General features: G+C 70.3%; 19 protein-coding genes and 1 pseudogene. 14 read left to right on the top strand and 6 right to left on the bottom strand.

Annotated elements, in window-relative coordinates; genetic code table 11:
- Nucleotides 1–375: 375 nt before the first annotated feature.
- Nucleotides 376–1,641 carry a PP2C family protein-serine/threonine phosphatase gene (locus tag J1C73_RS14115; protein WP_207316675.1) on the top strand — a complete coding sequence of 422 codons (1,266 nt, stop codon included), beginning with the start codon at nucleotides 376–378 and terminating at the stop codon, nucleotides 1,639–1,641.
- A gap of 104 nt (nucleotides 1,642–1,745) precedes the next feature.
- Here the strand turns inward: J1C73_RS14115 and J1C73_RS34830 are convergent.
- Nucleotides 1,746–2,008: pseudogene (locus J1C73_RS34830) on the bottom strand (acyl-CoA dehydrogenase family protein); the annotation flags it as partial.
- Nucleotides 2,009–2,250: 242 nt separating this feature from the next.
- Between J1C73_RS34830 and J1C73_RS14110 the strand changes: the two are divergent.
- The 4 genes from J1C73_RS14110 (at nucleotide 2,251) to J1C73_RS14095 (ending at nucleotide 4,192) form a co-directional block, all read left to right on the top strand.
- Nucleotides 2,251–2,529 (top strand): hypothetical protein, encoded by a 279-nt coding sequence (locus J1C73_RS14110; protein WP_207316674.1) that lies wholly within the window; start codon nucleotides 2,251–2,253, stop codon nucleotides 2,527–2,529.
- Between the two features lie 156 nt (nucleotides 2,530–2,685).
- The gene (locus tag J1C73_RS14105) at nucleotides 2,686–3,096 is read left to right on the top strand and encodes an FKBP-type peptidyl-prolyl cis-trans isomerase (protein WP_278186556.1); all 411 of its coding nucleotides are present in this window, start codon (nucleotides 2,686–2,688) and stop codon (nucleotides 3,094–3,096) included.
- 76 nt (nucleotides 3,097–3,172) lie between these two features.
- Nucleotides 3,173–3,670, top strand: coding sequence for a hypothetical protein (locus J1C73_RS14100; protein WP_207316673.1), 498 nt, complete (start codon nucleotides 3,173–3,175; stop codon nucleotides 3,668–3,670).
- A 36-nt stretch (nucleotides 3,671–3,706) separates the two neighbouring features.
- Complete coding sequence (locus J1C73_RS14095; RefSeq protein WP_207316672.1) at nucleotides 3,707–4,192, top strand: hypothetical protein; 486 nt, start codon at nucleotides 3,707–3,709, stop codon at nucleotides 4,190–4,192.
- 6 nt (nucleotides 4,193–4,198) lie between these two features.
- On the opposite strand, the gene J1C73_RS14090 is transcribed toward J1C73_RS14095, so the two are convergent.
- Nucleotides 4,199–4,621: a secondary thiamine-phosphate synthase enzyme YjbQ gene (locus tag J1C73_RS14090; RefSeq protein WP_207316671.1), complete on the bottom strand. Its 423-nt coding sequence runs from the start codon at nucleotides 4,619–4,621 to the stop codon at nucleotides 4,199–4,201.
- 92 nt (nucleotides 4,622–4,713) lie between these two features.
- On the opposite strand from J1C73_RS14090, the gene J1C73_RS35985 reads away from it, so the two are divergent.
- The 6 genes from J1C73_RS35985 to J1C73_RS14065 all read left to right on the top strand — a co-directional run bounded on the left by J1C73_RS35985 (nucleotide 4,714) and on the right by J1C73_RS14065 (nucleotide 10,082).
- Nucleotides 4,714–4,797, top strand: a complete 84-nt coding sequence (locus tag J1C73_RS35985; RefSeq protein WP_311307964.1) for a putative leader peptide — start codon at nucleotides 4,714–4,716, stop codon at nucleotides 4,795–4,797.
- 209 nt (nucleotides 4,798–5,006) lie between these two features.
- Nucleotides 5,007–5,909 (top strand): ABC transporter permease, encoded by a 903-nt coding sequence (locus tag J1C73_RS14085; RefSeq protein WP_207316670.1) that lies wholly within the window; start codon nucleotides 5,007–5,009, stop codon nucleotides 5,907–5,909.
- Nucleotides 5,882–6,661: an ABC transporter ATP-binding protein gene (locus tag J1C73_RS14080; protein ID WP_207316669.1), complete on the top strand. Its 780-nt coding sequence runs from the start codon at nucleotides 5,882–5,884 to the stop codon at nucleotides 6,659–6,661. The genes J1C73_RS14085 and J1C73_RS14080 overlap by 28 nt, the downstream gene beginning before the upstream one ends.
- A 31-nt stretch (nucleotides 6,662–6,692) precedes the next feature.
- Nucleotides 6,693–7,721 carry an ABC transporter substrate-binding protein gene (locus tag J1C73_RS14075; RefSeq protein ID WP_207316668.1) on the top strand — a complete coding sequence of 343 codons (1,029 nt, stop codon included), beginning with the start codon at nucleotides 6,693–6,695 and terminating at the stop codon, nucleotides 7,719–7,721.
- Nucleotides 7,718–8,926, top strand: coding sequence for an LLM class flavin-dependent oxidoreductase (locus J1C73_RS14070; RefSeq protein WP_207316667.1), 1,209 nt, complete (start codon nucleotides 7,718–7,720; stop codon nucleotides 8,924–8,926). The genes J1C73_RS14075 and J1C73_RS14070 overlap by 4 nt, the downstream gene beginning before the upstream one ends.
- Before the next feature lie 67 nt (nucleotides 8,927–8,993).
- Nucleotides 8,994–10,082, top strand: a complete 1,089-nt coding sequence (locus J1C73_RS14065) for an NAD(P)-binding domain-containing protein (RefSeq protein WP_207316677.1) — start codon at nucleotides 8,994–8,996, stop codon at nucleotides 10,080–10,082.
- Nucleotides 10,083–10,094: 12 nt separating this feature from the next.
- On the opposite strand, the gene J1C73_RS14060 is transcribed toward J1C73_RS14065, so the two are convergent.
- From J1C73_RS14060 to J1C73_RS14050, 3 genes are all read right to left on the bottom strand, one after another.
- A complete protein-coding gene (locus J1C73_RS14060; RefSeq protein ID WP_278186554.1) occupies nucleotides 10,095–10,220 on the bottom strand; it encodes a hypothetical protein in 126 nt (41 codons plus the stop codon).
- Nucleotides 10,221–10,621: 401 nt separating this feature from the next.
- Entirely contained in the window at nucleotides 10,622–11,761 is a 1,140-nt protein-coding gene (locus J1C73_RS14055; RefSeq protein WP_207316666.1) for an FAD-dependent oxidoreductase, read from the bottom strand.
- A 159-nt stretch (nucleotides 11,762–11,920) separates the two neighbouring features.
- Nucleotides 11,921–13,726, bottom strand: a complete 1,806-nt coding sequence (locus J1C73_RS14050) for an ABC transporter ATP-binding protein (RefSeq protein ID WP_207316665.1) — start codon at nucleotides 13,724–13,726, stop codon at nucleotides 11,921–11,923.
- 194 nt (nucleotides 13,727–13,920) lie between these two features.
- On the opposite strand from J1C73_RS14050, the gene J1C73_RS14045 reads away from it, so the two are divergent.
- A complete protein-coding gene (locus J1C73_RS14045) occupies nucleotides 13,921–14,364 on the top strand; it encodes a MarR family winged helix-turn-helix transcriptional regulator (RefSeq protein ID WP_123467746.1) in 444 nt (147 codons plus the stop codon).
- Between the two features lie 42 nt (nucleotides 14,365–14,406).
- Nucleotides 14,407–17,346, top strand: a complete 2,940-nt coding sequence (locus tag J1C73_RS14040; RefSeq protein ID WP_207316664.1) for an FAD-binding and (Fe-S)-binding domain-containing protein — start codon at nucleotides 14,407–14,409, stop codon at nucleotides 17,344–17,346.
- Here J1C73_RS14040 and J1C73_RS14035 read toward each other — a convergent pair.
- Entirely contained in the window at nucleotides 17,337–18,080 is a 744-nt protein-coding gene (locus J1C73_RS14035; RefSeq protein ID WP_242644147.1) for a hypothetical protein, read from the bottom strand. The two genes, J1C73_RS14040 and J1C73_RS14035, sit on opposite strands and share 10 nt — an antisense overlap.
- Before the next feature lie 270 nt (nucleotides 18,081–18,350).
- On the opposite strand from J1C73_RS14035, the gene J1C73_RS14030 reads away from it, so the two are divergent.
- Nucleotides 18,351–19,057: ABC transporter transmembrane domain-containing protein (locus J1C73_RS14030; RefSeq protein WP_207316663.1), on the top strand; the 707-nt coding region annotated here is incomplete at its 3' end.

Here is a 19,057-nt window from a genome sequence, read left to right as displayed (position 1 = left end):
CGGGAGGTCAAGCGCATTCAGGAGACCCTTTCGGGGGTGGCGGCTTGGGCCGGCGTGCTACTGGCCGGTCGGATGTTACTGGCGGGTGGGTTAAGTTCACAGAAGTTCGCGGGAGTTGGCGGAAGTTGGCGGGGGCTTCCTTCTTCAAGGGCTTCCCTGGCGTCATCGCCGGGGTTTTCCCCGGGGCCTTCGCGGAGCGGCCCGGCCGCTGCGGCTCACCGGCCACGACGAGGCGGTCACGGCTTTCCGCGGCCAAATCGGTCATTCTCCTACTGTCCGGGGTGTCGGTGCCCCGGCCGGTGTGGTGACGCCGGTAGCCCGGCCGGTGAGCAGGCCGGCCGTCCAGAAGGGTGCTCGTGAATGAACAGCGCGGGAATGACGCGTGCAGGGGCATTGGCGGAGCTGATTTCCGCGAGCCATCTGATGCCCCTGGAGCAGTTGCCGGACGCGGTGGCGTCGCGCGCCGCCCTGGTGGGCTGGCCCCGTGTCCTGATCTATCTGGCCGATCTCCAGCAGGAACGGTTGTATCTGCTGACTGCCCGTGCCGGTGCTGATCCCGGTGATCCCGACGCGCAGCCTTCGTGGTCCGTGGAAGGGACCGTGGCGGGAAGAGCCTTCCAGCTGGGACGGATCCTTCCGGCCTCGTCCACCGCGCAGGGCGAGTGGTGGGTCCCCCTGCTGGACGGCGCCGAACGTCTGGGGGTACTCCGAGTCGGTTTCCCCGGAGCGCGGGTGGAGATGGACGAGGATCTGAACGTTCTCGCCGGACTGGTCGCCCTCCTCCTGGTGAGCAAGCGTGAAGCGAGTGACTCGTATTCCCAGTTGGTCCGCCGCCGGAAGATGAAGGTGGCTGCCGAGATGGAGTGGCAGCTGATGCCGCCGCGAACCTTCGCCACCGACCGGGTCCTGGTCAGCGCGATCATGGAACCGGCTTACCAGATCAGCGGCGACGCCTTCGACTACGCCCTGGCCGATGAGACCCTGCATCTTTCGATCTTCGACGCCATGGGGCACGACACGGCCGCCGGACTGACCGTGAACCTCGCGCTGGCCGCAGCCCGCAACCGGCGCCGTCAGGGCGCCGAACTCCTGCAGGCCGCGGAGGGCGTCGGAGAGACCTTGACCGGGCAGTTCGCCGGCCGCCGGTACGTCACGAGCCTCCTGGCCGAACTTCACCTGCCCACAGGCGTGCTGACCTGGACGAACTACGGCCACCATCCCCCGTTCGTCATCCGCGGCAACCGGGCCGTCGTGCACATGTCCTGCCCGCCGGCCCCTCCCATGGGAACAGGGCTGGGCCTGCCCGGCACCCTGCGCCGCGACCAGTTGGAACCCGGGGACCGCCTGCTGCTCTACACGGACGGCATCACCGAGGCGCGGAACCAGGACGGGCAGGAGTTCGGCCTCGACCGGCTGATCGACTTCCTCGTCCGCCACCACGCCGACGGCCTCTCCGTGCCGGAGACCCTGCGACGGCTGATCAGACACCATCTGGACTATCACAACGGCCGCCTCAACGACGATGCCACCGTCATGCTGGTGGAGTGGCACGGCCCGACCCCGTTCCGGCCCCATCATCTGAAGGCGTTGGTCGGCCTTCCTCCGTCCGCCGAGAATCTCTCGTCCACCGAGAATCTCTGAAAGAGGCTCACCGAAACGCGACCCGGTGCGGTCACGAGGCACGCCGCCGGAGGCACCGGCCATCGGACGCCGGGGCGCTGCGCCGGGGGCCGCGTGCCCGGCGCTGCACCGTCACCGGACGCGGCGCCGCGCCACATCAGGGCGAACAGCAAGCCCAGGGCGCCCTTGTTGCCGCCCTCCGGCAGCGCACGCGTCTTGTCGACGAACGCGTCCAGCACCAGCCGCTCGGCGTGCGCGTGGGCGACCGCGACGACATGGTCCTGCACCTGTGAGAAGACGAGGCCGGGATCTGGTCGATCCCGCGCTTGAGCCAGCGGGCCACGCCGGCGAGCAAGTGCTCCTCGCAGTAGCGGAGCATGGGGAGCTGGTCCGCGAAGGTGACCATCAGACTGGCAGGACGGTCCCGCGGCCAAGGAGGCCAAGGCCCGTCTCGCTTCTTTGGAGAGCAGTTCCGGTTCAAAGGAAAGATCATGTTCCCTGGGCGAGGACGGCGATTGCTTCCGTGTGCCTTGGAATCCGTACGACCGCTGCCTGGCCCACCTGGAACGGGAGGAACGGCACCACGCGCTCGGGGCGTCATCGCCCGGTGCCACGGTGGACCGCTGCGGGGTGCCCTTCGGCCGTGAACTGCTGGAAGAACTCAAAGTGGCGGTCGGCAACACCTTCGGCGGCGTGACATTCATCGACGGGATCACCTTCGTCTCGGTACAGGTCAATCAGCGGGCACGGTTCAGCAAGGTGACCTTCGGCCGTGACGCAGTCTTCGCCGGGGCACGCCTCAAAGGCGACGGCCGGCAGGTGCTTACGCGGTCACTCCGGGGCACGCACCGATCGGTTCTTGGCCCGCCTCCGGGGCCCGGGCACCCGCCCCGTCGCCCGCGGGTGTGAGGCCAGCTCCCGATCCGGTACATCCTTCGGTGCGAGAGCCGTGTTCCGTGGCACGGGAGCCTGTGCATTGCCGGTAGCGTGATCGCCTGCCATATGGAATGTCCATGTGCCCGGCCGGCTGTGCGGGGGACTTCGGTGGCGAGCGATAGGACAGTGATGAGCGAACTGACGAAGCCCAGAATTGAGGTTCTGGAGGGTGACGCGCCCACCGAGCTGACGATCCGGGACCTCGTGGTTGGGGACGGACCCGAGGCGCAGCCGGGCAAGGTCGTCCAGGTTCACTATGTAGGGGTCACGTTCGCGTCCGGAAGGGAGTTCGACTCCTCCTGGGAGCGGGACCGGCCGTTCAAGTTCGCCGTAGGCGGTGGCAGGGTCATCAAGGGCTGGGACCGGGGAGTGAGGGGGATGAAGGTCGGCGGCCGGCGCGAGATCATCGTTCCCCCGCGTCTCGGTTACGGCAAGCAGTCGCCCTCTCCGTTGATCCCCGCGGGCTCGACGCTGATCTTCGTCGTGGACCTGCTCACGGTCGTGGGCGGGCCCGCCGGAGTGAGGCCCGGCTTGGCCTGAACCTACCGGGTCCGACATCGATCCTCTGTGGCAGGTACTGGGCATCCCCGAGCCCGGGCTCGATGGCCTCATCGACGTGCTGAAGGAGATCTCCGGGACCGGCGCGACCCCCGACGCCGAGCACGAATGGGTCATGCTCGAGGCTCTGCGTCGCCTGCGGGACGTGATCCGCTCCGACGAGAAGCCCATGTCGCCCGGGCTGCAGAGCAGACCGCGGAGTCTGCCGCTGTGGACCACGGCAGGCTGGGTCAAGGGCAAGGGCGGAGCGGCGTTCGCCGTGGCCGACTCCGGGGTCGAGCGGGTCTTGGCGAACCGTCTGCCGCGGTGGCAGCCGGGAGGGAACGTGCAGCAGTTCACGGCGGTGTTCGGTCCACCTCACATCACACCGTTGGACGTCGCGGGCGCCCAGGTCACGTACGAGCCCGGAGGCGTGGACAAGGCTGGGGACGCAGTCCTGAACGAGTCGGCGGACGCGAGCCTCACAGAGGTGTTCCGGAGGGGGTCGCCGCGCTCCAGGACCTTCTGGTACGCGACGAGCCTGAAACGGCCGAGGCCTTCACCCGGTTGGACCTGACTGGCGGGCCTGGAAGTCCGACCGCTCCCCGGCCTGATGATCCGCCTCGATCCGGGAAGCACCCACGCGCCCATCGAGCTCCCTGTCGAAGCGCAGATCGACCGCGGCCGCCACACTCTGTTCCTGCAATCGATCACGGCTCTGACCAGCAAGGCGGGTGCGGGCACGGCCATCGCCGCCCACTTCGCGGAGGAATGGTCGCGCGTGGGCCACAACTGGCGGGACGTCTGGGAGGAACACCTGGTGGAAGCAGAGTCCGGGACCGCGCTCACCTCGTCGGGGCAGCGGGACCGCGAAGAACGGCAGCGGCTCGCCGAAGAACTGCGCCGACGCGCACAGCGGACTTCCGCCCCGCCGATGCCGAACGGGAAGCAGCCCACTCAACGGGGCGCCAGCACCGGCCCGGCCGTCGTCATCCCGCCACCCCGCAGCGGTTCGGTCGCCGTGCCTTCGCCCGCAAACCCCGGATCCGGCTCGCGCACGCATGGTACGGAGAATTGGCGGCACGACCCCTGGGAGTGATCTTGATCAGCCCAGGAAGCTCAGACGAACCTGACGGTTGTCTTTAGAGACGTTCGTGTCGACCAGGCACACCGACTGCCACGTCCCCAGATCCAGCCGCCCCGCGATCACCGGCAGCGTCGCGTGCGGCGGAACGAGGGCCGGGAGCACGTGGTCGCGGCCGTGGCCGGGGCTGCCGTGGCGGTGCTGCCAGCGGTCGTCGGCCGGGAGCAGTGTGTGCAGGGCGGAGAGGAGGTCGTCGTCGCTGCCCGCGCCGGTTTCCAGGACCGCGATCCCGGCTGTCGCGTGCGGTACGAAGATGTTGAGCAGGCCGTCCCGGCCTGCGGCCGTCCGGGTGAGGAACTGTTCGCAGTCGGACGTCAGGTCGGTGACGGTCTCCGTGCTTCCCGTGGTGATGTGCAGGACGCTGGTGGTGAAGGCGGTGGGCATGGCTTCATTCTCCAGCCCGTACGGCAAGATCGCGCGTCCACGTGCCGAGACACCATTGACCGTTTCCTTAGGGGATCGCTACCTTCAGCGCCATGTTCCGATCAGCTCTGCTCACTTCGCGCGGTCATATCGACCTGCTGCGAGTGGCCTCCGCCGCGTGTTGTCGCGGCTGCTGACGTTCCCCCAGCTCGTTTCCCGTCAGTGACCGGGGCCGGGACGCCCGCCTGCTCCTGACGTCGCACGCGTCCTGCCCTGCCTCTCCCGTGACGCTCAGCCCGCCGAACGCCCGCGGTGGATCCTCCGTGTCCTCAGCGGGTACGGCGTGGCTGTCGCCTGCCCGGGTGCCTGGGCACACCCCTCCCCATGAACCGCTCGTGGAGCCCTCATGACTCTCGACCATGCTCTCGCCCCACCCGGAATATCCCCTGAAGTAATGAAATCCGGCTCGCCGGAGGGTTCGGTCGGCCACCGTCCGCTCGACCTGGAGCCCGTGACTCCGGCCGCCGCCCGCGGAACGCGGCTCCGGAACGTGCCGCGGTGGCTTCGGCGCACCGTCGGGCCGCTGTTGCTGCTGATCCTGTGGCAGGTGTTCAGCGCCACCGGTGTACTGCATCCGGACGTGCTGGCCTCGCCCGGCACCATCGCCCGCGCGGGATCCGGCCTGATCGCCGACGGGACCCTGTCCTCGGCGATGGCCGTCTCGCTCCAGCGGGTCGCCGTGGGGCTGGTGCTCGGAGGCGCCGTCGGGACCGCGCTCGCACTGGTCTCGGGGCTCTCCCGGCTGGGCGAGGATCTGGTCGACGCGAGCGTCCAGATGCTGCGCACCGTTCCCTGGGTGGGGCTGATCCCCCTGTTCATCATCTGGCTGGGAATCGGCGAGGCCCCGAAGGTGGCGCTGATCGCGCTCGGGGTGGCCTTTCATCTGTATCTCAACGTCTACGCGGGCATTCGCGGTGTGGACCCCCAACTCATCGAAGCAGGGCAGTCGTTGGGGCTTGGGCGCTGGGGCCTGGTGCGGCATGTGGTGCTGCCGGGGGCGCTGCCCGGAGCCATGACGGGGCTGCGCTACTCGCTGGCGACCGCCTGGCTGGCGCTGGTGTTCGGCGAGTCGGTCAATGCCGATGCCGGAATCGGCTTCCTGATGAACCAGGCCCGGGAGTTCTTCCGTACCGACGTCATCGTCGTCTGCCTGGTCGTCTACGCCTTCCTCGGCCTCGCCGCCGATGTCATCGTCCGCATTCTCGAAAGGCTGCTGCTGCAATGGCGACCGACCTTCACGGGCCAGTGACCACCCGCTCCCCCGCCCTCGCCGGCGCACTGCCGGAGGCAGCCGTCCGGGTCGAGGGGCTGACCCGCTCCTTCGACGGCCGGGCGGTCGTCGACGGGCTCGATCTGACCCTGCGCGCCGGGGAGTTCACCGTGCTGCTCGGGCGCAGCGGATGCGGGAAGTCGACCCTGCTGCGGGTGCTCGCCGGCCTGGACCGGGAGATCCGGGGCACGGTACTGGTTCCCCGGCGCCGGGCGGTCGCGTTCCAGGCGCCGCGGCTGATGCCGTGGAAGCGGGTCTGGCGCAACGTACTGCTCGGACTGCCCGGGAAGCCCGAACGCGCCGTGGCCGAGAAGGCGTTGGCGGAGGTGGGGCTCTCCGAGCGGTCCGGGGCCTGGCCCAGGACGCTCTCGGGCGGTGAGGCGCAGCGTGCCTCGCTCGCCCGCGCGCTGGTCCGCGAGCCCGATCTGCTGCTGCTCGACGAGCCGTTCGGCGCGCTCGACGCGCTGACCAGGATCAAGGCCCAGCAGCTGGTCGCCGAGCTCTGGCAGCGCCGCGGCTGCGCCGTGCTGCTCGTCACGCACGATGTGGACGAGGCGCTGCTCCTCGCCGACCGTGCGCTGGTGATGCGGGACGGCGTCATCGCGTACGAGACGCCGGTCGCCCTGGACCGCCCCCGCAGCCCCGGCACTCCGGAGTTCGCCGCGCTGCGTACCCGGCTGCTCACGGAACTCGGCGTGGAGACAGTCCCCACGCCCGCCCAAACCTCCTGAACCTCCCCTGTCCGGACCGGAGAGAGACGACATGAATCGCCGCACCCTGCCCTCCCTGCTGCTGCCCTTGGCCCTGCTGCTCACCGCCTGCGGCGGCGCGACCTCCGCCTCCACGGCGAGCGGCACCGACGGAAAGGGCAGTGTCACGCTCAACATCGGCGACCAGAAGGGTGGTTACGAAGCCATCCTGCGCGCCTCCGGCGAGCTGGACGACCTCGACTACCGCGTCACATGGTCCACCTTCACCTCCGGCCCGCCTCTTCTCGAAGCGGTCAACGCCGGGGCCGTGGACGTCGGCGGGGTCGGCAACACCCCGCCGGTGTTCGCCGCCGGCGCCGGTTCCAAGGTCGTGGTGGTGGGTGCCACACACGGTTTGTCGGCCGGCGAGGCGATCGTGGTCCCCGAGGACTCGCCGCTGCGGAGACCGGCCCAGCTCAAGGGCGCGTCGATCGCTGTCGCCCAGGGCAGCTCCGCCCATTTCCAGCTGATCAGCTCGCTGAGGAAGGCGGGGCTCGGCATCTCCGACGTGAAGCTGAAGTACCTTCAGCCGGCCGACGCGCCGGCCGCGTTCAGCCGGGGCAAGGTCGACGCCTGGGCGATCTGGGACCCGTACACCTCGCAGGTGCTGCGCGGCGGCAGGGCCCGGGTGCTGACCACGGGTGAAGGGGTCGTCAACGGCCTCGGGTTCCAGGTCGCCTCGCCCGCCGCGCTCAAGGAGTCCGGGAAGTCCAGGGCCATCGGCGATCTGCTGGTCCGGCTGAACCGGGCTCAGAACTGGGTGTTCAAGCACCCCGAGGCGTGGGCGAAGGTCTGGGCGAAGGAGACCGGGCTGCCCTACGAGGTGGCGCTGGACGCGGTGAAGCTGACGTACGGCACCCGGGTCCCCGTCGCCGTCGATCCGGCCGCGATCGCCTCCGAGCAGGAGATCGCGGACACCTTCGCCGGCCTGAAGCTCATCCCGCACCGCTTCGCCTTCAAGGACTACGTCGACACCCGCTTCAACCGCGATCTCCCCGCGTCCTCGGCAACTCCCCGCTCGTACGGAAAGGTCTCCTCATGAATGTGCATCTCCACTGGTTCCTGCCCACGGGCGGCGACGGGCGCACGCTCGTCGACCGGCACGCCTACACCGACGGCGGGATCAAGCGGGACCGGATCACCCCGGTCAGCGGGGTGCGCGCACCCGACATCGAGTATCTGGCGCAGATCGCCAAGGCCGCCGAGCAGCTGGGGTTCGAGGCCGTGCTGACGCCGACCGGGACCTGGTGCGAGGATGCCTGGCTGACGACGGTGGCGCTGGCCCAGCACACCGAGCGGCTGAAGTTCCTGGTGGCGTTCCGTCCGGGCGTGATCTCGCCGGTGCTCGCCGCCCAGATGGCCGCGACGTATCAGCGGATCACCCGGGGACGGCTGCTGCTCAACGTCGTGACGGGCGGTGACTCCACGGAGCAGCGGAGGTTCGGCGACCATCTGGACCACGACCGGCGCTATGCCAGGACCGCGGAGTTCCTGTCGGTGGTGCGAGGCGCGTGGAGCGGTCAGCCGTTCGACTTCGACGGTGAGCACTACCAGGTGGAGGGCGGGCTGACGGCGCTGCCGCCGGACCCGCTGCCGGAGGTCTTCTTCGGCGGCTCGTCGGCCGCGGCCGGCCCGGTCGCGGCGAAGCACGCCGATGTCTATCTGACCTGGGGCGAGCCTCCCGCCGATGTGAAGAAGAAGATCGGCTGGATCCGGGGGCTGGCCGAGGAGCAGGGCCGCACGGTCCGGTTCGGCATCCGGCTGCACACCATTTCGCGCGACTCGTCGCGTGAGGCGTGGGCGACCGCCGACCGGCTGCTCGGCGATCTCGACGCCGACACGGTCGCCGCGGCCCAGCAGGCGCTCGGACGGAGCGAGTCCGTGGGGCAGCAGCGGATGCTGGCGTTGCACGGAGGCTCCCGCGACAAACTGGAGATCGCGCCCAATCTGTGGGCCGGCGTGGGTCTGGTGCGGGGTGGTGCCGGCACCGCGCTGGTCGGCAGCCACGCGGAGGTCGCGGACCGGATCGAGGAGTACCACTCCCTGGGTGCGGAGCACTTCGTGCTGTCCGGATATCCGCATCTGGAGGAGGCGTACTGGTTCGGTGAGGGCGTCACTCCGGAACTGGCGGCCCGGGGACTGCTGTCGACCGTGCCGGCCTCCCCGCTGCTGGCGGTGCCCGCGGCGAACGGCCGCCCGGCCTCCGCGCCGGGCGGGGCTCCGCTGCTGTTCGCCGGGGGGCGCTGAGCCTCCCGGGAGCCGCGGGAAGATGCACGGCCCCGCCAGAGTTGGTAGAAGCGTGAACAACATCGGGGTGCACTCAGTGGATGTCGTGGTGGTAGGCGCCGGGCAGGCGGGTCTGTCCGGCGCCTACCATCTGCGCCGTACCGGCCTGGAGCCGGACCGCGATTTCGTGGTGCTCGACCACGCCCCGCGCGCCGGTGGCGCCTGGCAGTTCCGCTGGCCGTCGCTGACGTACGGCAAGGTGCACGGGATGCACGCCCTGCCCGGCATGGAGCTGACCGGTGCCGATGACAGCAGGCCCTCCTCCGAGGTGATCGGCGAGTACTTCGACTCGTACGAGCGCGCCTTCGGCCTTCGGGTGCACCGGCCGGTCGAGGTGAGCGCGGTGCGCGAGGGCGGCGGCGGGCGGCTGCTCGTGGAGACATCCGAGGGTACGTACGCGACGCGGGCCCTGATCAGTGCGACGGGGACCTGGGACCGTCCGTTCTGGCCGCGCTACCCGGGCCAGGACACCTTCCGGGGCCGCCAGCTGCACACGGCGAACTATCCGGGGCCCGCCGAGTTCGCCGGGCAGCGCGTGGTCGTGGTGGGCGGCGGGGCCTCCGGCACCCAGCATCTGATGGAGATCGCCGAGGTGGCCGCGGACACCCACTGGGTCACGCGCCGGCCGCCGGTCTTCCGCGAGGGCCCGTTCGGCGCCGACCAGGGTCGGGCCGCCGTCGCGATGGTGGCGGACCGGGTGCGACGCGGGCTGCCGCCGCAGAGCGTGGTGAGCGTGACCGGGCTGCCGGTCACCGACGCCGTCCGGCGCGCCCGCGAGTCGGGGGTGCTCGACCGCCTGCCGATGTTCGACCGGATCACACCGACCGGCATCGCCTGGGACGACGGTCGCACCGTCGAGGCAGATGTCATCCTCTGGGCGACCGGCTTCCGGCCCGCCGTCGACCACCTCGCCCCGCTGAGACTGCGCGAGCCGGGTGGCGGCATCCGGGTCGAGGGGACCCAGGCGGCACGCGACGCGCGCGTCCATCTCGTCGGGTACGGACCGTCCGCCAGCACGATCGGCGCCAACCGGGCGGGGCGGGCCGCCGTGCGGGCGATCGGACGGCTGCTGGACCGGGCCGAGCCGGCCGCGGAACGGGCGGCTTCAGCGGCCTGAGTACCGGGCCGCTCAACTCGGTACGAGTACGGCGACGGCCACCACGAGGACGAGCACGGCGGCGATGAGCAGCGCCCGCCGGCCGCGCCGGGTCCGGCGGAACGTGCGACGGGGCGGGGAGTCCGGGGACTCGTTCACCGTGCGGGCACGCTGTCCCGCACCGATCCCCTCGTCGGCGCCCCGCCTTCGGGCGATACGCGCCCCGCACCGAGAGAGGGGAACACACGAACAGGGGATTGGATGTTCGCTGGAACGTGTGGCCGTATCGGCGTTCATTGCTCAACTGCTGTGCGGTACATGATGATTACAGGGCGCAAGCGACCGGCTGCAGACCGCGACTGTGCTGTCCCAGAGATGCACCATGCACAAGGAGAATCACCAGATGAACTTCCTCACCAACCTGCTTGCCGGCGTCGTCCACTTCGCGGGTTGGCTCATCTGACCATTGCTCGATCAGGCGCCGTCGCTCCCCGTCCCACGGGAGCGGCGGCGCCGTCGTGTGCGCCGTCCGTTCCGTGCGGGGGGCCGCCGTTGGGGGTTCACGCCGCGAACGAGGAGAACATGTCGATGAGCGGCTGCGGTGCCCGGTCGTTGAAGATCGCCTCCAGGCCTTCGGCGGACTCCTGAGCGCTCTTCCCGCTCCGCGCGAAGAGGGGTGCCTCGTAGTCGGCCAGCGCGGATTCGAGGTCACCCGGGTGAGCGACGAGCGCCCGGCCCAGGTCGGCGCCGTCGGTCATCGCGAGGTTGGCGCCTTCGCCCGCGAAAGGAGACATCAGATGGGCCGCGTCGCCGAGCAGGGTGACGCCCGGGGTGCGCTTCCAGCAGTGCCCCGCGGGCAGCGCGTGAATGAGACGCGGCACCGGCAGGCCGTCACAGTCGGTGATCAGCCGCCGGAGTCCGGGCGCCCAGTCCGCGAAATGCTCGGCCAGTTCGGCCCTGGACGCCTCGGCGTCGGTGAAGTCGATCGTCGACAGCCGGCCCTCGGCCGCGCGCAGCGCGGCGTAGACATGGAGGCTGCCGTCGGATTCGCGGTGCGCGAGGAATCCCCGGTTGTCGCCGAGCGCGAAGAACATCCCGCCGCCGATGAGTTCGGCGCACTCGGGGTGGCGGGTGTCGGCATCGAGGAAGTCCAGTTCCACGAAGGAGATGCCGGTGTAGGCGGGGACGGCGTCGGAGAGCAGCGGACGGATACGGGACCAGGCGCCATCCGCCCCGACGAGCAGTCCGGCCGTGAAGGCGGTGCCGTCGGCGAGCGTGACCTCGTGCCGTCCTGCGCCGGTCGGCTCGGCACCGGTGATCTTGCTGCCCCAGCGCACGGTGCCCTCGGGCAGCGAGTCGAGCAGCAGGTCGCGCAGGTCTCCGCGGTCGATCTCGGGACGCCCACCCTGACCGTCGTCCGCCTGCTCATGCAGTACCTGGGCCCGCTTGTCGAGGACCCGCACCGCTTGGCCACCGGGATGGACCTTCTCCCGGAACCGCTCGTGCAACTCGGCGGCGCGCAGGGCGGCCTGGCCGGTTTCCTCATGGATGTCGAGCATGCCGCCCTGAGTGCGGGCGTTCCGGTCGGCCTCCAGGTCGAAGACGGCTGCCTCGATCCCGTTCACATGCAGTACGCGGGCGAGAGTGAGGCCGCCGAGGCCGGCGCCGATGATCGCGATGGGGTGGTGTGCGGTGCTCATGGTGGCGCCTCCAGCTCGTGCGGAATACCGGCCCAGGGTTCGCTGCGGGCCCATCCCCTCGGCGGCAACGGAAGGGCGAGGGGCACACACGCACCATAACGAACACGTTCGTCACGAACAAGTTCGTTCCCGTGGATGAGGTGCGTCCGACCCGGTCGTTCAGCCTGTTGCGGGGGCCAGCTGAGTGTCCCTGCGGACCAGGGCGGCATAGCGCCCGTCCCGGTCGAGCAGTTCCTCGTGACTGCCGCGCTCCGCCGCCCGCCCGCCGTCCAGGACGACGATCTGATCCGCGTCACGCACGGTGGACAGCCGGTGAGCGATGGTAAGAGTGGTGCGCCCGGCGGAGAGCGCGTCGATCGCTTCCTGCACGGCGAATTCGGTACGGGTGTCGAGGGCGCTCGTCGCCTCGTCGAGGATCAGCACCGGCGGGTCGCGCAGGATCGTGCGGGCGATGGCCAGGCGCTGCTTCTCACCGCCCGAGAACCGGTAGCCGCGTTCACCGACCAGGGTGTCGTAGCCGTCGGGCAGCGAGGCGATGTGGTCATGGATCTGTGCCGCGCGGGCCGCTGCCTCGATCTCATCATCGGTGGCCTCCGGCTTGGCGAAGCGCAGGTTCTCGGCGACGGAGGCATGGAAGAGGTACGTCTCCTGGGAGACCACCCCGATGGCCCTGGCGAGGGTGTCGAAGTCCAGATCACGCACATCGACGCCGTCGAGCGTGACCCGTCCGCCGGAGACGTCGTACAGCCTCGGCACCAGATAGCTGAGGGTGGACTTTCCGGAGCCGGTGGGACCCACGACGGCCAGGCTGCCGCCGGCGGGCACGGCCACGTCGACGCCGCTGAGGGTGGGGCCGCTCTTCTCGTCGTAGCTGAAGTCGACGTTCTCGAAGCGGATCTCGCCGCGGATCTTCTCCAGCCGGACCGGGTTCTCCGGCTCGGTGATGTCCACCGTGAGGTCGAGGTATTCGAAGATCCGTTGGAAGAGGGCGAGGGAGGTCTGCATCTGCACGCCGGTGGAGAGCAGGCTCACGGCGGGCCGGAAGAGGCCCTGCTGGAGCGAGACGAAGGCGACGAGCGTACCGATGGAGACGGCGGGTCCGCTGGACTGCAGGGTCATACCCGCGGCCCAGTAGATGACGGCCGGCATGGCGGCCATGACGATGCCGATCGTCGACATCCGCCAGCGTCCGGCCATGCTGGAGCGCACTTCGAGGTCGACCAGCCGCTCGGACTCCTCGGTGAAGCCCTTGGTGAGCGAGTCCGACCGGCCCATGGTGCGGCCGAGCAGGATGCCGCTGACGGAGAGCGACTCGGTGACCGTGGCCGCCATCGCGGCCATCTGCTTCTGCCGCTGGGTGGTGATCTTCTTGCGCTCCCGGCCGACCCGGCGGCTGATCCAGACGAAGACCGGCAGCAGGAGCAGCGAGACGACGGTGAGCCGCCAGTCGAGCGCGAGCATGGCGACGACGGTGGCGATGACCGCGGTGAGGTTGGAGACCAGCGAGGTAGCCGTCGAGGTGACGGTGGCCTGCATGCCTCCGATGTCGTTGGCGATCCGGGACTGGACCTCGCCCGTACGGGTCCTGGTGAAGAAGGCGAGCGGCATCCGCTGGAGCTGGGTGTAGACCGCGGTGCGCAGGTCATGCATCACGCGCTGGCCGACGGTGGTCGAGATGAGGGTCTGGAGCACGCCGAAGACACTGTTCATCACGGCGGTGAGGATCATGCCGAGAGCGAGCAGCGAGAGCAGTCCGGTCCGCCCCTGCGGGATGGCGGTGTCGAGGATTTCGCGCAGCAGGAACGGCGAGGCGACCGACACCAGCGACGAGGCGCCGACGAGCAGTCCGACCACCGCGAGGCGGCCACGGTAAGGATGGAAGAGGCGCAGGATGCGGCGCAGCTCGGCGGGCGGCTGCTCGGCGTCCTTCGGCGGGGGCGTCCACGTGGGTTCGTCGGGTTTCATGGGCTCCTTCGTCAGGCGTGCGACAACAGGGAGGGAAGGCTGCGACCGCCTGCAACGACCTGCGCGTCAGCGGTCCGCGACGGTCCGGATCGTCGGCCCGTCGGGATCCACGGTCCGTAACAGGCGAGTGGATAGGAGCATAGCTCATTGTTACCTGTACTCACAATGAACCAGGTCCTGATATTGTTCCTCGCATGGATTCCCCCGACCCCGACGGCCTGCTCGCCGAACAGCTGCTGCGGCTGACCCGCAGGCTCCAGCGCATCCAGAGCCGTCAGCTGGAGCCGGTCGGTATCACCCCCGCGCAGTTCCGGCTGCTGCGCACCGTCGCGCACTACGACGGCGCGCCGCGGATGGCGGATCTCGCGCAGCGCCTCGATGTGGTCCCGCGCGCCGTGACCACTCTGGTGGACGGCCTGGAGGCCAGCGGCCGGGTGCGCCGGGCACCCGATCCGGACAGCCGCCGGGTGGTCCGGATCGAGATCACCGACGAGGGCATCGCCACTCTCCGGTCGCTGCGCAACGGGCGCCGCGCGGCCGCAGAGGAGATCCTGGCTCCATTGACCGCCGATCAGCGCGAAGTGCTCGGCGGGCTGCTGACCGCTCTGGTCAACGGAATGCCGGAGCGCCGCTGCTGACCGGGTGCGGAGCACCGCGCCGAGCCGCCGAGGGGATCTCGAATGCCGCTGCTGGAGCCGAAGCCGGAAGCCCTGCGCCCCGGTGCGATGCGCAGCCCCACCCACGACCGGGTGCCCGACGAGCAGGCGCCGGGCACACCTGAGCCGCTGCGGAGCGAGCTGACCGACCTGTTGGGGCCGCAGAAGGTGCTGTGGAAGATCTCCGACCTGGTGCGGTACGCCTCCGATGCCAGCCCCTACCGCTTCGTGCCCCAGGTCGTCGTCGTACCCGAGGACATCGACGACGTCTCGGCGATCCTGTCGTACGCGCACGGCAAGGGCCGCAACATCGTCTTCCGGGCCGCGGGCACCAGCCTGAACGGCCAGGCACAGGGCGAGGACATCCTCGTCGACGTACGGCACCACTGGGCCGGCATCGAGGTCCTGGACGGCGGTGCGCGGGCCCGCATCCGGCCGGGGACGACGATCATGCGGGCCAACGCCACCCTCGCCCGGCACGGCCGGCTGCTCGGCCCCGACCCGGCGAGCGCGATCGCCTGCACGATCGGCGGGGTCGTCGCCAACAACGCCTCCGGGATGACCGCGGGCACCAGCCGCAATTCGTACCGGACCGTCTCGTCGCTCACCTTCGTACTGCCCGGCGGCACGGTGGTGGACACCGGCGATCCCTCGGCGGACGAGGACCTGGCGCACGCGGAGCCGCAGCTCTGCGCGGGGCTCCTCGCGCTGAAGGCGGAGATCGAGGCCGATCCCGGGCTCACCGCCCGGATCCGGGCCAAGTACGAGATCAAGAACACCAATGGGTACCGGCTCGACGCCTTCCTGGACGGCACGACACCCGTGAAGATCCTGCGCGGGCTCATGGTCGGCTCGGAGGGGACCTTCGGTTTCATCTCCGAGGTCGTCTTCGACACGCTGCCGCTGGACCGCCGCGTCTCCACCGCGCTGCTCTTCTTCCCGTCCCTGACCGCGGCGGCGGCCGCCGTCCCGCTGTTCAACGAAGCGGGTGCCATCGCCGTGGAGCTGATGGACGGGAACACCCTGCGGGCCTCCGTCAGCGTCCAGGGGGTGCCCGCCGACTGGGCCGGGCTGCCGAAGGAGACCGCGGCGCTGCTGGTGGAGTTCCGCGCCCCGGACGAGGAGGGCCAGGAGGCCTACGAGCGGGCGGCGGCCGGTGTCGTGCGCCGGCTGGAGCTGGTTAGGCCCGTCACCTCGGTGACCAATGAGTTCACCCGGGACGCCGGGACCATCTCCGGCTACTGGAAGGCCCGCAAGGCCTTCGTCACCGCGGTCGGCGGCTCCCGGCCGTCCGGTACGACACTGATCACGGAGGACTTCGCCGTCCCGCCCTCCCGGCTGGCCGACGCGTGCGAGGCGCTGCTGGCACTCCAGGCCGAGCACGGTTTCGACGCCGCCGTCGCGGGCCACGCGGCCCACGGCAACCTGCACTTCCTGCTCGCCTTCGACGCGGCGAAGCCCTCCGACGTCGACCGGTACGCCGCATTCATGGCGGACTTCTGCCGGCTGACCGTGGAGCGGTTCGACGGATCGCTCAAGGCGGAACACGCCACCGGCCGCAATATCGCGCCCTTCCTGGAGCTGGAGTGGGGACCGCGGGCGACCGAACTGATGTGGCGGACCAAGCAGCTCATCGACCCCGACGGGGTGCTGGCGCCCCGGATCGTCCTGGACCGCGACCCGAAGGCCCATCTGCGCGGCCTGAAGACCATCCCCCGGGTTGAGCCGGTGGCCGACCCGTGCATCGAGTGCGGATTCTGCGAACCGACGTGCCCCAGCCACGACCTGACCACGTCACCGCGCCAACGCATCGTGCTGCGCCGGGAGATGATGCGGCAGCCGGCCGGTTCGCCGGTGGAGACCGGGCTGCTCGACGCGTACGGCTACGACGCCGTCGACACCTGCGCGGGCGACTCCACCTGCAAACTCGCCTGTCCGGTCGGGATCGACACCGGCGCCATGATGAAGGCCTTCCGCCATCAACGGCACTCCCCGCGCGAGGAACGGGTCGCCGCGCTCACCGCGAAGAACTTCCGCGCCGTGGAGGCGGCGGCCCGGCTCGCGGTCGCCGCGGCGAGCCGGATCGACGACCGGCTGCTCGCAGGCGTCACCGGTCTCGCCCGCCGGGCCGTGCGCCCCGACCTGATGCCCGCCTGGCTGCCGGAGATCCCCGGGGCCGCCGCCCGGAAGCTGCCGCGCACCTCCAGGACGGGAGCGAGCGCCGTCTACTACCCGGCCTGCGTCAACCGCATCTTCGCCGGCCCCGAGGGACAGCACGTCCCGTCCCTGCCGCAGGCCGTGGTCGCCGTGTCGGCGCGCGCCGGAAAGCCGGTCTGGATCCCGCCGGACGTCGCCGGGACCTGCTGCGCGACGATCTGGCACTCGAAGGGGTACGACGCCGCGAACGCCGTGATGGCCAACCGGATCGTGGCTGCGGCCTGGGGCTGGACCGCGGGCGGAAGACTGCCGTTGGTCGTCGACGCCTCCTCGTGCACGCTGGGCATCGCCCATGAGGTGGTGCCGTATCTGACCGAGGACAACCGGGCCTTGCACAGCGAACTGACCGTCGTCGACTCCCTGGTCTGGGCCGCCGACGAACTCCTGCCGGAGCTGACGGTGCTGCGCCGAGCCGGCTCCGCGGTCCTGCACCCGACCTGCTCGATGGAGCATCTGGGCGATGTGGAGCACCTGCGCGCGGTCGCGGAGGCCTGCGCGCGGGAGGTCGTGATCCCGGACGACGCCGCGTGCTGCGGATTCGCGGGCGACCGCGGCATGCTGCACGAGGAGCTGACGGCCTCGGCGACCGCGAAGGAGGCCGCCGAGGTGAACACCCGGGAGTACGACACGTATCTCTCGGCCAACCGGATGTGCGAGATCGGCATGGACCGGGCGACGGGCCGTTCGTACTACTCGGTGCTGATGGAGCTGGAGCGGGCGACCCGGCCCGGTCCCGGTCAGGTCTGAAGGCCTGCGCGGTCACCCATGACGACGACCGGGTGCTGCTGCGGGTCCAGGGTGCGCAACAGCTTCTCCATGCCCGCCTTCGGCAGGCTCACACAGGCCGATGTGCCGCTGCCGTGGTCCATGTGCAGCCAGATGCTGCCGCCCTTGGACTGGCCCTCGGGCCGCGTCGGATCGTTGGGGGCGGTGCCCTTGACGCGGTTGTAGTCGATGGCGATGACGTAGTCGAAGTCGTGCCAGTGCGACTTGGCCCAGTAGTGCGGGGCCTGGATGGACGCCGACTCCGTGTACGGGAGCAGCGCACCGGGATCGGGCAGCACCCCGCCCGCGTCGGTGAGGCTGAAGACACCGACCGGGCTGCGCTTGTCGTCCTCGTGATGGTCGGCGGCCCAGCCCTTCTTGCCGTTGTGGGCCTTCCAGCCGGCGACCTTGTCCCAGGTGGTGCCGGTTCTGGTGTAGAACACGACCGTGGAGTCGGCGGAGTCCTTGCCCGCGCCGTAGACGGCGACGACCTGACGGGAGTTGGCCGGGATCTGCGACTGCAACCGGTCGCCGACATCCGGAATGCGCTTCAGGTCGACGGTCTGCGCCTTGTCCTTGCCCTTCGGCTTCCCGGCATCGGCCGACCGCGCTCCGTCCTTGTCCGCGTCCTGCCCACCACACGACGTCAGGGTCGTGATCAGGACACCGCAGGCGGCCGCCGAGACCACCACTCGTACCGCACCGGCTATATGCATCCGGTCATGGTCGCACTCCGTGGCGTTCGGCCCCGCCCACCTGTGCGGACCGCGGCGAATGCGTGCCGAATCTTTACCCCCGCACCCACCGGTAGCTGCCGCTCGGCCTGAGCGGGTCTGCGCTCGGGCGGGTCTCCCGGCGCGTAAAAGGGTTTGCCGCACCACCGACGAGACGCGAGGATTGGACGGTTTGGTCCCCCCACATGCTTCTCCCCACGTGATTCTGGAGGTCCCTCGCGGACCTCAGCTCCTTCCGATCTTTGGGACGTCATGCAAATTCGCGATCTTCCGTACCCGGATCCCGGCGATCCCGATGTCCGGTCGGGCCCTCGCTTTCTGATCTGGCTCGGCCGCAACCAGATCCGCGGACAGCTCAAGTCCATGTCGTGGGGCCTGCTTCACCAGTGCTCCATCGCCGGACTGCCGCTCGCCGTCGGGTTCGCCGTCCAGGCGGTCGTCGACCGGTCGGGCGGGCGGCTCGCGCTGGCCGGCGCTCTGATCGCGGTTCTCGGCGTGCTGATCGCCGTGGGCGACACCATGCTGCACCGGACCGCCGTCACCAACTGGATCACCGCGGCCGCGCGGGTCCAGCAACTGCTGGCCCGCAAGACCGCGGAGCTCGGCTCGGCACTGACCCGCCGGGTCGCCGCGGGCGAGGTCGTCGCGGTCTCGACAGGCGATGTGGAGAAGATCGGCTGGTTCGTCGAGGCCCTCTCCCGCTTCGCCTCCGCCGCTGCCGCCCTCGTCATCATCTGTGTCGGCCTCGTCCTCTATCTGCCCTCGCTGGGCGTGCTCGTGGCACTCGCCATGCCGCTGCTCGCCCTGGGTGTCCTGCCGCTCCTCCCCCGCGCCACCCGCCGCGCCGACGTCCAGCGCGAGCAGTCCGGCAAGGCCACCGAGCTGGCCTCGGACACCGTGGCCGGGCTGCGTGTGCTTCGCGGCATCGGCGGCGAGGAACTGTTCCTGGTCCGCTACCG

Source organism: Streptomyces laculatispora (genome assembly GCF_017353455.1).
Taxonomy (GTDB): Bacteria; Actinomycetota; Actinomycetes; order Streptomycetales; family Streptomycetaceae; genus Streptomyces; species Streptomyces laculatispora.
Note: the sequence above shows the minus strand (reverse complement) of the source record. Positions and strands in the feature narration are given on the sequence as shown.

What these genes read in the sequence shown, in the direction of transcription:
- J1C73_RS14105 (WP_278186556.1), top strand. Translation starts at nt 2,686, where the DNA reads ATGAGCGAACTGACGAAGCCCAGAATTGAGGTTCTGGAGGGTGACGCG.
- J1C73_RS14050 (WP_207316665.1), bottom strand. Translation starts at nt 13,726, where the DNA reads ATGAAACCCGACGAACCCACGTGGACGCCCCCGCCGAAGGACGCCGAG.
- J1C73_RS14035 (WP_242644147.1), bottom strand. Translation starts at nt 18,080, where the DNA reads ATGCATATAGCCGGTGCGGTACGAGTGGTGGTCTCGGCGGCCGCCTGC.
- J1C73_RS14040 (WP_207316664.1), top strand. Translation starts at nt 14,407, where the DNA reads ATGCCGCTGCTGGAGCCGAAGCCGGAAGCCCTGCGCCCCGGTGCGATG.
- J1C73_RS14075 (WP_207316668.1), top strand. Translation starts at nt 6,693, where the DNA reads ATGAATCGCCGCACCCTGCCCTCCCTGCTGCTGCCCTTGGCCCTGCTG.
- J1C73_RS14045 (WP_123467746.1), top strand. Translation starts at nt 13,921, where the DNA reads ATGGATTCCCCCGACCCCGACGGCCTGCTCGCCGAACAGCTGCTGCGG.
- J1C73_RS14055 (WP_207316666.1), bottom strand. Translation starts at nt 11,761, where the DNA reads ATGAGCACCGCACACCACCCCATCGCGATCATCGGCGCCGGCCTCGGC.
- J1C73_RS14080 (WP_207316669.1), top strand. Translation starts at nt 5,882, where the DNA reads ATGGCGACCGACCTTCACGGGCCAGTGACCACCCGCTCCCCCGCCCTC.
- J1C73_RS14090 (WP_207316671.1), bottom strand. Translation starts at nt 4,621, where the DNA reads ATGCCCACCGCCTTCACCACCAGCGTCCTGCACATCACCACGGGAAGC.
- J1C73_RS14085 (WP_207316670.1), top strand. Translation starts at nt 5,007, where the DNA reads ATGACTCTCGACCATGCTCTCGCCCCACCCGGAATATCCCCTGAAGTA.
- J1C73_RS14115 (WP_207316675.1), top strand. Translation starts at nt 376, where the DNA reads ATGACGCGTGCAGGGGCATTGGCGGAGCTGATTTCCGCGAGCCATCTG.
- J1C73_RS14070 (WP_207316667.1), top strand. Translation starts at nt 7,718, where the DNA reads ATGAATGTGCATCTCCACTGGTTCCTGCCCACGGGCGGCGACGGGCGC.
- J1C73_RS35985 (WP_311307964.1), top strand. Translation starts at nt 4,714, where the DNA reads ATGTTCCGATCAGCTCTGCTCACTTCGCGCGGTCATATCGACCTGCTG.
- J1C73_RS14095 (WP_207316672.1), top strand. Translation starts at nt 3,707, where the DNA reads ATGATCCGCCTCGATCCGGGAAGCACCCACGCGCCCATCGAGCTCCCT.